This is a genomic window from Pseudarthrobacter sp. WHRI 8279, assembly GCF_040224115.2.
In the GTDB taxonomy this organism is placed as follows: domain Bacteria; phylum Actinomycetota; class Actinomycetes; order Actinomycetales; family Micrococcaceae; genus Arthrobacter.
Genome location: NZ_CP168162.1, coordinates 3,482,706 through 3,495,341, shown reverse-complemented (window position 1 = coordinate 3,495,341; position 12,636 = coordinate 3,482,706). Strand labels below are relative to the sequence as shown.

General features: G+C 62.8%; 12 protein-coding genes. 7 read left to right on the top strand and 5 right to left on the bottom strand.

Features of this window, described 5'->3' with window-relative positions; all coding sequences use genetic code 11:
* The first annotated feature begins 12 nt into the window (after positions 1–12).
* The 6 genes from mmsA to ABRP28_RS16055 all read left to right on the top strand — a co-directional run bounded on the left by mmsA (position 13) and on the right by ABRP28_RS16055 (position 7,419).
* The gene (gene mmsA / locus ABRP28_RS16080) at positions 13–1,551 is read left to right on the top strand and encodes a multiple monosaccharide ABC transporter ATP-binding protein (protein ID WP_350006201.1); all 1,539 of its coding nucleotides are present in this window, start codon (positions 13–15) and stop codon (positions 1,549–1,551) included.
* Positions 1,548–2,789, top strand: coding sequence for a multiple monosaccharide ABC transporter permease (gene mmsB, locus ABRP28_RS16075; protein WP_350006203.1), 1,242 nt, complete (start codon positions 1,548–1,550; stop codon positions 2,787–2,789). Before mmsA ends, mmsB begins: the two co-directional genes overlap by 4 nt.
* Positions 2,790–2,867: 78 nt before the next feature.
* Positions 2,868–3,947: a maleylacetate reductase gene (locus tag ABRP28_RS16070; protein WP_350006205.1), complete on the top strand. Its 1,080-nt coding sequence runs from the start codon at positions 2,868–2,870 to the stop codon at positions 3,945–3,947.
* Positions 3,948–4,093: 146 nt separating this feature from the next.
* Positions 4,094–5,032 (top strand): aldo/keto reductase, encoded by a 939-nt coding sequence (locus ABRP28_RS16065; RefSeq protein ID WP_350006207.1) that lies wholly within the window; start codon positions 4,094–4,096, stop codon positions 5,030–5,032.
* Positions 5,033–5,080: 48 nt separating this feature from the next.
* Positions 5,081–6,013 (top strand): intradiol ring-cleavage dioxygenase, encoded by a 933-nt coding sequence (locus ABRP28_RS16060; RefSeq protein ID WP_350006209.1) that lies wholly within the window; start codon positions 5,081–5,083, stop codon positions 6,011–6,013.
* Positions 6,014–6,168: 155 nt separating this feature from the next.
* Positions 6,169–7,419 carry an IS256 family transposase gene (locus ABRP28_RS16055; protein WP_374152985.1) on the top strand — a complete coding sequence of 417 codons (1,251 nt, stop codon included), beginning with the start codon at positions 6,169–6,171 and terminating at the stop codon, positions 7,417–7,419.
* A gap of 53 nt (positions 7,420–7,472) precedes the next feature.
* Here the strand turns inward: ABRP28_RS16055 and ABRP28_RS16050 are convergent, their stop codons facing one another.
* Entirely contained in the window at positions 7,473–8,063 is a 591-nt protein-coding gene (locus tag ABRP28_RS16050) for an IclR family transcriptional regulator C-terminal domain-containing protein (RefSeq protein WP_374152984.1), read from the bottom strand.
* 32 nt (positions 8,064–8,095) lie between these two features.
* On the bottom strand, positions 8,096–9,133 hold the full coding sequence (locus ABRP28_RS16045; protein WP_350004243.1) for a LacI family DNA-binding transcriptional regulator: 1,038 nt from the start codon (positions 9,131–9,133) through the stop codon (positions 8,096–8,098).
* 247 nt (positions 9,134–9,380) lie between these two features.
* On the opposite strand from ABRP28_RS16045, the gene ABRP28_RS16040 reads away from it, so the two are divergent.
* Positions 9,381–10,583: a phytanoyl-CoA dioxygenase family protein gene (locus ABRP28_RS16040; RefSeq protein WP_350004242.1), complete on the top strand. Its 1,203-nt coding sequence runs from the start codon at positions 9,381–9,383 to the stop codon at positions 10,581–10,583.
* A gap of 576 nt (positions 10,584–11,159) precedes the next feature.
* On the opposite strand, the gene ABRP28_RS16035 is transcribed toward ABRP28_RS16040, so the two are convergent.
* The 3 genes from ABRP28_RS16035 to ABRP28_RS16025 form a co-directional block, all read right to left on the bottom strand.
* Complete coding sequence (locus ABRP28_RS16035; RefSeq protein WP_350004241.1) at positions 11,160–11,432, bottom strand: hypothetical protein; 273 nt, start codon at positions 11,430–11,432, stop codon at positions 11,160–11,162.
* A gap of 189 nt (positions 11,433–11,621) precedes the next feature.
* Positions 11,622–11,921, bottom strand: a complete 300-nt coding sequence (locus tag ABRP28_RS16030) for a hypothetical protein (protein ID WP_350004240.1) — start codon at positions 11,919–11,921, stop codon at positions 11,622–11,624.
* A 90-nt stretch (positions 11,922–12,011) separates the two neighbouring features.
* The gene (locus tag ABRP28_RS16025; protein WP_350004239.1) at positions 12,012–12,311 is read right to left on the bottom strand and encodes a DUF4193 domain-containing protein; all 300 of its coding nucleotides are present in this window, start codon (positions 12,309–12,311) and stop codon (positions 12,012–12,014) included.
* Positions 12,312–12,636: the final 325 nt, after the last annotated feature.

Sequence of the window (12,636 nt, the reverse complement as noted above, 5' to 3'; positions counted from 1 at the left end):
GACGGCGGGCCAATGGCCGACCACATCCTGGAAATGCAATCCATCACCAAGACCTTCCCCGGCGTCAAAGCGCTCTCCGGCGTTTCGCTGGAGGTGGAACGCGGTGAGGTCCACGCGATCTGCGGCGAGAACGGCGCAGGGAAGTCCACCCTCATGAAAGTCCTCTCCGGCGTCTACCCCGCCGGAAGTTACGGGGGTGACATCCTGTTCAAGGGGCAGACGTGTTCTTTCTCCGGCATCCGGGATTCAGAGCACGCCGGCATCGTGATCATCCACCAGGAACTTGCCCTCGTGCCGCACCTGTCGATCGCCGAGAACATCTTCCTGGGCAACGAGCGCCGCGGAGCATCAGGACTGATCGACTGGCATAAGACGAACGCTGAGGCCGCCGAACTCCTCGCATCCGTCGGTCTGCGGGAAGAGCCCACTACCCCGGTCGGGCAGCTTGGCGTCGGCAAGCAGCAGCTGGTCGAAATCGCCAAAGCCCTATCCAAGGAAGTGCAGCTGCTCATCCTCGATGAGCCGACCGCCGCGCTTAACGACAATGACTCGGCCCACCTTCTCGACCTGGTCCGGGCCCTTCGTGACCGCGGCATCACCTCGATCATCATTTCCCACAAACTCAATGAGATCGAAGCCATTGCTGACCACACCACCGTCATCCGCGACGGAACGACGGTGGAAACCCTGAACATGGCGGATCCCGACGTGAACGTCGACCGCATCATCCGCGGGATGGTCGGCAGGGACCTCGAGGCGTTCTATCCCGACCGTGAGTCGAACCCGGGCGAGGTCGTTCTCCGGGTGGAGGACTGGACGGTCAAGCACCCCACCCAGGACCGCCTGGTCGTCGACGGTGCGAGCTTTGAAGTCCGCGCCGGGGAGGTCATCGGCGTCGCCGGACTCATGGGTGCCGGACGCACAGAATTGATGATGAGCCTGTTCGGCCGCTCCTACGGCAAGTTCGTATCAGGCAAAATCTTCATGCACGGCAAGGAGATCCACACCCGCTCCGTCGCCGCAGCCATCGAAGCACGGATCGCCTATGCCACCGAAGACCGCAAGGCCTTTGGCCTCAACCTCATTGATGACATCGCCCGCAACATCTCGGCCGCAGCACTGGGCAAACTTGCGAGCTGGGGCTTCGTCAACCACCACGAAGAGGCTCGTGCAGCCGAGTTTGCGATGAAATCAATGAACATCAAAGCCCCCAACGTCAAATCGATCGTCGGCAAACTCTCCGGCGGGAACCAGCAGAAGGTCGTCCTCTCGAAGTGGTTGCTCACCGACCCGGAAGTACTGATCCTGGACGAACCCACCCGCGGCATTGATGTCGGCGCGAAATACGAGATCTACACCCTCATCAACAGCTTCGTGGACGCCGGAAAGGCAGTCGTGGTCATCTCCTCGGACCTGCTCGAACTGCTCGGCACCTGCGACCGCATCTACGCGCTTTCTGCAGGCCGGATCACCGGGCAGCTGCCCGCGGCTGAAGCATCCGAGGAACGCCTCATGACACTCATGACCAAAGAGAAGGAACTCACAGCATGACCGTGACAGCCCCCCGGGGATCCCAAAGGAAAGACGCGCCGGCCGCAGCAGCGGTCGTCAAGACCGGAACCAGCGAAATCCGCGAGCTCTTCACCCGCAACCTGCGCACCAGCGGCATCTACATAGCCCTTGTGGCCATCGTGGCGCTGTTCGCAGGACTCACCGGCGGCGCCTCACTCGGTCCCGGAAACATCACGAACATCGTCCTGCAGTACTCCTACATTCTGATCCTGGCCATTGGCATGGTCATCGTGATCATCGCCGGTCACATCGACCTCTCCGTGGGCTCCGTAGTCGCCTTGACCGGCGCAGTGTCGGCAGTAGTCGTCATCCAATACGGACAGCCGTGGTGGGTCGGCGTCCTCGCAGCCCTCGCCACCGGCCTCGCTATTGGAGCCTGGCACGGATACTGGGTCGCCTACGTCGGGATTCCCGCGTTCATCGTCACCCTCGCCGGCATGCTCCTCTTCCGCGGCCTGACCCTGGTCGTACTCGACAACGTATCCCTCTCCCCCTTCCCGGCTGACTACGGCACCATCGCATCCGGCTTCCTCAACGGCCTCCTCGGAGGCCAAGGATACGACCTCTTCACGCTCCTCATCTTCGCCATCGCCGTGATCGGCTACGCCTTCAACCAATACCGGACCCGCAAGACCCTGATCAGCTACAACCAACTCGTCCCGTCATTTCCGCTGTTCATCGCCAAAATCCTCGTTGTCGCCATCGCAGTCATGGTCTTCGCCTGGCAGCTGGCCATCGCCCGCGGTATGCCGCTTGTCCTGATCATGCTGGCCATCCTCATCATGGTCTACAGCGTCCTCATGCAGCGAAGCGTCTTCGGCCGCCAGGTCTACGCCATCGGCGGCAACGTCGTCGCAGCAGCCCTCTCAGGTGTCAAGGTCCGCACCGTCAACTTCTGGATCTTCGTCAACATGGGCTTCCTCTCCGCAGTGGCCGGTATCGTCTTCTCCTCCCGCTCCAACGGCGCCCAGCCCGGCGCGGGCAACATGTTCGAACTCGACGCGATCGCCGCAGCCTTCATCGGCGGCGCGGCCGTTACCGGCGGCGTCGGAAAAGTCGTGGGAGCCATGGCCGGCGGCCTCATCATGGCCGTCATGAGCAACGGCATGCAGCTGATGGGCATCGACCAGTCCGTCCAGTCCGTCGTCAAGGGCCTCGTCCTGATGCTTGCCGTCGCCTTCGACATCTACAACAAGCGCCGCGCCGGTTCCCGCTAACCGCTTCCCGCACTAAGAAGCCCCCGCGTGAATAAGAACAATCACGCGGACAGTAACCCTTCACAAGGAGTCCCTCTGATGACCCACCAGTTTGTATACGAAGCCCTCCCCATGCGGGTGCGTTTCGGCGTCAACTCCCTCTCGACCCTGCCCGAAGAACTCGACCAGATCGGCCTAAAGCGCGTCCTGGTCCTCTGCTCTCCCGAACAGGAAGAGACCGGCAACCGGGTAGCCGAGGCCCTGGGTGAGCGCTGCGTCGGTGTTCTCCCGGAAGCCGTCATGCACGTGCCCAACGAGGTTGCGCAGCGGGCAAGCGACGAAGCTGCCAGGGTCGGGGCCGACGGCTGCGTCGCCGTCGGCGGCGGCTCAGCAATCGGCCTCGGCAAAGCCATCGCGCTCAAGCACGGGCTGCCGATCGTTGCCGTCCCCACCACCTACGCCGGCTCGGAAATGACACCCGTGTGGGGGCTGACGACCGACGGACGCAAGGAAACCGGCAAGGACCCCCGGGTGCTGCCCCGGAGCGTCGTCTACGATCCCGAGCTCACCATGACACTGCCGGCCGCCATGTCCGTGACCAGCGGCATCAACGCCATCGCCCACGCCGTGGAAGCCCTCTATGCCCCGGACGCAACGCCGATCATCTCGCTGATGGCCGAAGAAGGCGTCAGGGCCCTCGCCGCAGCGCTGCCCGCCATCGTGGCCGACAGCTCCGACCCCGAAGCACGCAGCAACGCCCTCTACGGATCGTGGCTGTGCGGTGCCTGCCTGGGCGCCACCACCATGTCGCTGCACCACAAGCTCTGCCACGCACTCGGCGGAACCCTGAACCTGCCGCACGCCCAAACCCACACCGTCGTCCTCCCCCACGCACTGGCCTTCAACCAGCCCGCCGCTCCCGAGGCGACGGCTGCCCTGTCACGGGCACTCGGTGGCGCCGCAGATCCCGCCGAGAGGCTGTGGCAGATCGCCGGAGAACTCAATGCCCCCCGGTCCCTGGCCGAGCTGGGCATGAAGGAAGAAGACATCGACCGCATCGCCGAAGAAGTAACCAGCCGCTCCTATGGCAACCCCCGCCCGATCACCTACGATGACGTCCGCGGCATCCTGCACGCGGCATGGGCCGGCAAGCCACCGAGCGCCAACCCCGCCGTCTAGCCCAAAAGGTCTACGCCCTGCCATCAGGTGAGGGTGTGGCGCCTCGCGAAAGCCACGCGGAGTAGGACCCTCCCTCACGGGTACACCCACAGGAGGGTCCTACTCCACCCCGTCCCACACATAAAAGATCAACTAGGAGGCAGACCTTGGTCGCCAAGCGGACCATCGCCCCAGGAATCGCCGTATCCCCACTCGCACTCGGCACGAACGTCTTCGGCTGGACCGCCGACACCGAAACATCGCATGCAGTCCTCGACGGCTACGTCGCTGCTGGTGGGAACTTCCTGGACACCGCCGACTCCTACTCGTTCTGGGCCGAGGGCAACACCGGCGGCGAGTCGGAAACAATCATCGGCAAATGGCTGGCCGGCAGATCTGACCGCGACGACCTCGTCATCGCCACCAAAGTAAGTCACCACCCGCAATTCGCCGGCATGGCCCCCGAAACGATCCGGGCCGCCATCGACGCCTCGCTGACCCGCCTCGACATCGACACCGTTGACATTTATTACGCGCACTTCGACGACCCCACGACGCCCCTCATCGAGAGCATCACGACACTGTCCGAACTCGTCGACCAAGGCAAGATCCGCTCAATCGGCATCTCGAACTACACAGCCGAACGAATCAAAGAATGGCTCGACATCACCGCCCGCGAAGGCTTTCACGCGCCCGTGGTCATAGAGCCCCAATACAACCTCGTCGAACGAGGAATTGAAGCCGATATCCTCCCCCTGGCGCGCACCCACGGCCTCGCCGTCGTGCCCTACTACTCCCTCGCCCACGGCTTCCTGACCGGAAAATACGACGACGGCGAGGAAATCGAAAGCCCCCGCGCCCCAGACGCGGCAAAGTACCTTAACGCCCACGGCCGGAAAGTCATCGAAGCCGTCAAAAACGTCGCCGATGAGCACTCCACCCAGCCCGCTCCCATCGCCCTTGCATGGCTCGCAGCGCAAAACGGTGTCGCGGCCCCCATCGCCAGCGCCCGCACAACCGACCAACTCTCGCCCCTCGTTGAATCAATGCAGATCCAGTTGACCACCAAGGATCTGCAGCTCCTCGACGAGGCATCGCAACTCTGAGTCCCTGCGCACATACTCGACACCACAAACAACAGCGAGGAAACGACAATGACCCAGCAGACCCGCGTCCCCGAAACCGAAAGCCTTCCCGGCAAGCACAACGTGTCGGAAGCACAACAAAACGTTGAGGAACAACTGGTCCGCAACGTGCTGCGCTCCTTCGACGAATGCCAGGACCCTCGGCTGAAGCAACTGATGCAGTCACTCGTAACCCACCTGCACAACTTCATCCGCGACGTCCGGCTCACCGAAGCCGAATGGAACAAAGCCATTGAGTTCCTCACCGCCGTCGGCCACATCACCGACGACCGCCGACAGGAATTCATCCTCCTCTCCGATGTCTTCGGCGCCTCAATGCAGACCATCAACGTCAACAACGAAGCCCAGGGCGACGCAACCGAAGCCACCGTCTTCGGCCCCTTCTTCGTCGACGACGCCCCCCGCATCGAAAACGGCGGAGACATAGCCGGAGCCGCACCAGGAGAACCCTGCTGGATCGAAGGAAGCGTCAAGGACACGGACGGAAACCCGGTCCCCAACGCCCGCATCGAAGTCTGGGAAGCAGACGAAGACGGCTTCTACGACGTCCAGTACGATGACCAGCGCGTCTCCGGCCGCGCCCACCTCTACAGCGACGATGACGGAAACTACCGCTTCTGGGGCCTCACCCCTACCCCCTACCCGATCCCCCATGACGGACCAGTCGGAAAAATGCTGGAAGCCGTAGGACGCTCACCCATGCGCGCTTCCCACCTGCACTTTATGGTCACCAAACCCGGTCTCAGGACACTGGTCACCCACATCTTCGTCCGCGGGGACGAACTGCTGAAATACGACACCGTATTTGGTGTCAAGGAGTCCCTCATCAAGGACTTCGTCCAGCAGGACGCCGGAACTCCTACTCCCGACGGGCGCGACCTCGGGGATCGCACCTGGGCCCGGACCCGCTTCGACATCGTCCTGCCACCCGCCGCTGACTAGGTGAAATGCCGAACCACCTCTACGAGTTTCCGGTGGATGCAATAACTGCATCCACCGGAAACTCTGCGGGACTGTCTGAATAACGGTGTGTGGGATCCGGCCTGATCCGAAAGGAGACGGCCGTGTCAGAGCCCACGACCGAGATGACAGGGGTGATGATCGATCCTGTGACCGGAGAGATCATCGATCAGAAGGAGCTCGCGGAGCGGTTGCTCGCGCAGGCAAAGGAACAGGGCGTGAGCTTGGTAGGCCCCGGTGGGCTGCTGAACCAGCTCACGAGGAATGTGCTGGAGACCGCGCTGGAAGCGGAGCTGACCGAGCACCTCGGCCACGAGCATGGCCAGACACCGATCGCAGCCAACATGCGCAACGGCACCAGGACAAAAACCGTGCTGACCGAGATCGGTCCGGTCGAAATTGAGGTGCCCCGGGATCGGGACGGCTCGTTCGAGCCGGTGATCGTGCCCAAGCGGAAACGGCGGCTGGACGGGATCGATCAGATCGTGCTCTCGCTGTCTGCCCGGGGGCTGACCACCGGGGAAATCGCCGCGCACTTCGAGGAGGTCTACGGGGCCAAGGTCTCTAAAGACACCATCAGCCGCATCACGGAGAAAGTCACCGGGGAACTGGCCGAATGGTCGGCCCGTCCTTTGGATCCGGTCTATCCGGTGCTGTTCGTTGACGCGGTCGTGGTCAAGGTCCGTGACGGGCAGGTGCGCAACACCCCGTTCTACGTCGTCATGGGAGTCACCACAAGCGGGGAGCGGGAGATTCTGGGCATCTGGGTCGGCGACGGTGGCGAGGGTGCACGTTTCTGGCTGCAAGTATTCTCCGAGCTGAAGAACCGGGGCGTAGAGGATGTGCTGATCGCCGTCTGCGACGGGCTCAAGGGCCTGCCCGAGGCAATCACCACCACGTGGGAGCGAACAGTCGTGCAGCAGTGCATCGTGCACCTGATTCGCAACAGCTTCCGCTACGCCGGACGCCAGCACCGCGACGGCATCGTCAAGGCGCTCAAGCCTGTCTACACGGCCCCGTCCGAGCATGCGGCGAAGGACCGGTTCGCCGAGTTCACGGCCGAATGGGGCCAGCGATATCCGGCCATCGTGCGGCTTTGGGAATCCTCCTGGGCCGAGTTCGTGCCGTTCCTGGAGTACGACGTGGAGATCCGCCGGGTGATCTGCACGACGAACGCGATCGAGTCGATCAACGCGCGCTACCGAAGGGCAGTAAGGGCCCGCGGGCACTTTCCAAACGAGACCGCGGCCCTGAAATGCCTATACCTCGTCACCAGATCTCTTGATCCCACCGGCGGCGGTCGGGCACGCTGGGTGATGAGGTGGAAGCCTGCACTGAACGCGTTCGCGATCACCTTCGCTGGCCGGTTCGAAAGAACCACTCAATAATGAAAACCAGCCGGACTCCACACACCGTTTATCGGACAGTCCCAACTCTGCTTTCAACGGATGTCAGATTTACCCTTGGGCCTTCCTGCTGGCAAAGCTGGATGGAGGAGACGGGGTTGGGTTAGCGACGCTAGATGCGGGACTCTGGGGCACCAAAATAGGTTGAAAGCCGTCGTGCCGCCCTCGCGGGCTAAGTCGATGATGCTGGATGAAGAATCCGGTTGGTGGAGGATGGCGTCTCGGAGGCCGCTGACCGGTAGGGATGCCATCACATCGCCGCGGTGATCAAAAATTGGAGCGCTTACGGCGGCCATTCGCAGGGTTACTTCGTCATCGCTCAGAGCGAAGCCGGCATCGCGGATCTCTTTGATCTTTTGCATAGAATTCCGCTCTGGATCGAACGCCGAGGCCAAAGTCGGAGCTTTGGCCCATGACCGCTGCATACTCCGCCCGGGACTGGGGGTGTCGAAAGCCAACAATGTGCGGGGTGCAGCACCGGTATGTAACGGCAGCGAGCTTCCAAGGGCCAAGCGGCGACTGCTGGCGCGCTTGCCGTCAAAGCGCTCGATGCATACAGCACGGGGACCGCTCCTGATGCACAGGAATACCGTTTCCCTTGTGGCGTCGTGAATGTCTCGAAGCACGGGAAGCGCAGCCCGCCGCAAGTCCTGTTGGTTCAACAGACTCCCTGCGAGGGAAACGGAATGTTGAAGGGCGTGATGACTTCGATTTGGGAGGCGTGGCCGGCGTCGGCCTCCGGTAGGGCGCCGTGGGCGTGCATGATGATTCGACAGCAGCGCTGGATGTCCTGCTTGAGGTCGTGATGCAGCAGGGCCGACATGGTGCCTGCGCGCAGCAGGGCGACGTTGTCAGGGGCAAGGTCATGGCCGATGTACACATGCGGTTTCCGGCCTGTCGCTTCAAATGCCTGGCTGATGCCGGCGTTGCCTCCCCCGATCGAGTAGACAGCACTGATGTCGGGGTGCGCGTCCAGGGCTTCGCCCATCAGCCGCAGGGTCGTCTGATCGAGTCCGTCGCTGCCGGCCAGATACAGGACCTCCCGTCCGGGATCCACGGCCCGGATGGCTGAGCGGAAACCCATCTCCCGTTCCTCCTCCCCGCGGAAAAAGTCGTTGCTCACCGTGACGGCAACCGCTCCCGGGCCGGTCCCCAACCACTGGTGGATCAGGTAAGCCGCCGTGGCCCCGGCGGACCGGTTGTCCATGCCCACATATGCCACCCGGCTGCTGGCGGGAAGGTCGGTAACCAGAGTGATGACTGGGATCCCGGCCTCGGCAAGCCGGCTCACGGCAGCTCTAACCACGGGGACGTCCGGCGCCTTGAGGACAATACCGTGGCTGCCCCGTTTGCCGATCCTGTCCAGCTCGGCCGCGCATTCCTCGGCGTTCCACCGCTCGTGCAGGTGGAACCGTGCCCTGAACACCGCAGGCCGCAACAACGGCAGCACCGCTTCCAGCGCCTCCTTCACCGAGGCGGTGAACCTAACTGGGGCGTCAGCAACGACGTCGATCATGAACCGCCGCCCGGTCAGCTCCAGCTGGAGTTGCTGGGCCTCAAGATCCCTGATCGCCTGGCGCACCTGGCCGACGGTACTTTGCCGAACACCCGGACGATTATGAAGGACGCGGTCAACCGTCGCGTCACTGACCCCTGCCTGACGGGCGATTTCCCTGACCGAGTAAGGGTGCGCCATCGAAGTCCTCGCGATCAATCCATGATGTTTTCCTGAGGGGTTCAGGGCTACGCAAGACTTTCGCACCGATTCAGGTGGAATGGCAAGAGATTTTCGGGAAAGGACCCCCGTCGCCCACAGCTGATGGATTCCTGATGGATTTCAGCGTTGCGGAGGAGCGATCAATTGGAAGAAGCTGGAAACCGCACCGCCACGCACTGCAGGAACACTGTTCCAAGCCCAATCACAGTTTCAAGGAGGAAACACCATGACCACCACCGCATCGTCGCACGCACCCGGGACCCACGCTCCACAGTGGTTCGGGGAGGACAGCTGCCGGCTGGAGGATTTCGTTGCCGTCGTCGGCGAAAAGACGAAGCTGGAGGACTATGCATACGCCGACGCCGTAGAGCAGGACGTGCTCATCTACGGCAAGCGCCTGCACAGCTATCTGGAGTCCCCCGAAGAGCGCGCCGACGTTCAGGCTGAACTGATCCGGGCCCTGACCGCCGGGCCGGGTATCGTCGTGTTCAAGGGCGCCTTCGCCGACACCGCCGTCGTGGACCGCGCCACCGAGGCGTTCAAGAGCATCATCGCCGAGCAGAAGGCCTCCGGCGCCGCCGCCGGCGACCACTTTGCCAAACCGGGCGCAAATGACCGCATCTGGGGCGCGCTCGACAAACTTGCCGTGCGCGACCCGCAGGTGTTCGCCGATTACTATTCCAACGACATCCTGGCTCTCATTTCCGAAGCGTGGCTGGGCCCCAACTACCAGGTCACTTCCCAAGTCAACGTCGTGAACCCCGGCGGTGCCGCGCAGACCGCCCACCGCGACTACCACCTCGGCTTCATGTCCAGCGAGCAGGCCGCCCGCTACCCGGCCCACATCCACCTGCTCTCCCCTGCGCTGACGCTACAGGGAGCCGTGGCCCACTGCGACATGCCGGTGGAGTCGGGGCCCACCCTTTACCTGCCTCACTCCCACAAGTACGACGCCGGTTATCTCGCCTTCCACCGTCCCGAATTCACCCGCTACTTCGAGGAGAACTACGTGCAGCTGCCGCTTGAGACGGGCGATGCTGCATTCTTCAACCCCGCACTGTTCCACGGCGCCGGCCACAACAAATCCACCGACATCCGCCGCATGGCCAACCTGCTGCAGGTCTCCTCCGCTTTCGGCCGGGCCATGGAATCGGTGGACCGCACGGCCATGTCCGTGGCCCTGTACCCGACACTGCGGCAGCTCAAGGCGGACGGCACCAGCGACAGGTTCCTGCGCAACGTCATTGCCGCGTCCGCTGAAGGCTACGGCTTCCCCACTAATCTTGACCGTGACCAGCCGGTGGGAGGCATCGCCCCTGAGTCCCAGGCTGAGCTGGTCTGGCGGAGCCTGCAGGAAGACGCCGAACCTGCTGCCATGCTTCGTGATCTGGAAGCCGCCGCCAGGCGCCGTCTCACCGATGGCCAGTAAGACAGCAGGGCTTGCCGTGAAGAAACTGAACGTCGCCCTGTGCAAATCGGGCCGCATCGCCGCGTGCACGCTGCCAACCTCGCGGCCCATCCCGGCATCAACCTGGCCTGGATTGCCGATCCAATGACCGAGAGCGCGGAAGAAGTCGCCGCGCGCCACCCACTTGCGTCTTCAACAGCTGCCCGGTTAGGGCACACCCCAGCCTGACGTAAAGGCGGTCTCGTAAGGGAGGATTCACCTGCCGGCTGGGCTTCGCTCTTGTTCTCAGACACCTGTCGAGCCGCACCAGGGGAATTCGTCCGCTCCTGCTCCTGCCGCACGCGAGTCTCATCAGGTCCCGATTTTTTGGCCTGTTTTGATGATTCTCGGGCTACTGCACCTCGGTTTCCTGCCCCTCGACTGTCAGGGTGGGGTTTGAGAACATCATGAGCCCTGTCCATAAACGGAAATTTCGCCCTATTCTGACGCTACGGCTGATCGTTGCTCCCTTTGGCCTTCCTTTGGCCTGACCGGACTCGCGACTTTAGCGGGCACACGAAAGGCCCCGGACCATGGTCCGGGGCTTTTGGGGCCGGGCTATCGCTCGATCTTGACGCTGAGGTCCAGATGGATGTCAACAGTGGCGAGACGGTCCTGGAGGAAGCGTGCGAGACTCGCATCAGTCGCGGTGTGTGCGCCCTTGGGGACGGCACCGCGGAAAACAGCTTGGGTATTCGTGGACCTGAGCACGTCAAGGGGCGCCCAGTGCCGGTGTCCGGCGCTCAGTCGTTCAATGTCAGTGCGGAAGGTGCCGCGGTGGTCATTACGGGCTGAGGCGCGCATGGTGAAGGGAATGAAAGCTGTGGGCAAGAGGGTCCTTTCGAATGAGGCAGCCAGCGGTCAGCGGCCCCATCAGCAACAAGGCACGGGAAGGCTTCCCTATTCCTTTTTCGCTCTAAGAGAGTTGAGCCTCACGTGGCACGGCTGAAGATCAGAACCCTAAACCGGCTGAAGACCTGGAATCATGCACCCGCGGCCAAGAGAGTCGCCATTAAGGCGTCAGCGTCGTTTTTCGACCGGGCGGTATCTGTCTGCGAAAGCAGCGAGGGAGCTTTGGAGCAGCGTCATGCTGTCCAGCATGTCCACGGGTCTGGAGCACGCCCCGGCTGACAGCGGGCTGACCATCCACGCGGCGAACACGTTGTGCGGGACCTTCAGCGCCATGGCGTGGTCGAAGAGCCGCAGTACGGGTTCGTGGAGAGCCCCGTCTTTGAGCTGGAAGCCCGGACAGCAGGTTTCCTCGCCGATAAATACCCGGACGGTGCGGCGCATCCCGTCGGGCTCGCCAAGAGAGAGCAAGTGCGTCTCCATGCTGCCGCGGTTGGCAGGGTGAATTCTTCGCGGATGCTGTCCCAGACCCGCTCCGGGACAGCCGGCCAGTAGCGGGGCTCAGCCCTCACATTCGACACAATAGGCATGGCCGTCCTTCTCGCGCGCCTTCTGCGAACGGTGGCGGACCAGGAAGCACGAGTAACAGGTGAACTCATCATCAGCCTGCGGAATGACCTGGACAACGAGCTCTTCGGCAATGAACTCGCCGCCCGGGGTGAGGCCGTCGAGGGTGTCAGCCTCGTCGAGTTCCTGAACCACGGACTTCGCATCCGGTGCTTTGGCGGACTTCAGGGCCTCCAGCGAATTTTCTTGGGACTCCTTAATGTCGGTGCGCAGTTCGTCGTAATCGGTTGCCACGGCGGTGCATCTCTTCTCTGTTGGGGTGGGTTACCGGTCCTGCAACGTACAGGACACGGGAAGAATTCCCCAAAAAGCGGTGCTGTTCCTCCCCCTCCCCTATCAATCGGGGAGAGGAAAGGCCTCTGCCAACTCCCGCGCGACGTCGTCGCCGGCCGACGTGGCCGAGAGAGACAAGTTTACGGAATATCCGTTATCGGCCTTTCAAAACCAGTCGGGGAGTCTCTGCAATGCCCCGGATTCTGGTCGGAATTCGCGGCGGCTCCGGGCTGCCAGTAGTGCAGATAGGAGTCGGAGCCGCTTAAGCCTCCGTAGGCGATTGGAG

Coding starts and splice junctions, on each gene's coding strand:
- mmsB (WP_350006203.1), top strand. CDS start 1,548: ATGACCGTGACAGCCCCCCGGGGATCCCAAAGGAAAGACGCGCCGGCC.
- mmsA (WP_350006201.1), top strand. CDS start 13: ATGGCCGACCACATCCTGGAAATGCAATCCATCACCAAGACCTTCCCC.
- ABRP28_RS16040 (WP_350004242.1), top strand. CDS start 9,381: ATGACCACCACCGCATCGTCGCACGCACCCGGGACCCACGCTCCACAG.
- ABRP28_RS16060 (WP_350006209.1), top strand. CDS start 5,081: ATGACCCAGCAGACCCGCGTCCCCGAAACCGAAAGCCTTCCCGGCAAG.
- ABRP28_RS16070 (WP_350006205.1), top strand. CDS start 2,868: ATGACCCACCAGTTTGTATACGAAGCCCTCCCCATGCGGGTGCGTTTC.
- ABRP28_RS16055 (WP_374152985.1), top strand. CDS start 6,169: ATGATCGATCCTGTGACCGGAGAGATCATCGATCAGAAGGAGCTCGCG.
- ABRP28_RS16045 (WP_350004243.1), bottom strand. CDS start 9,133: ATGGCGCACCCTTACTCGGTCAGGGAAATCGCCCGTCAGGCAGGGGTC.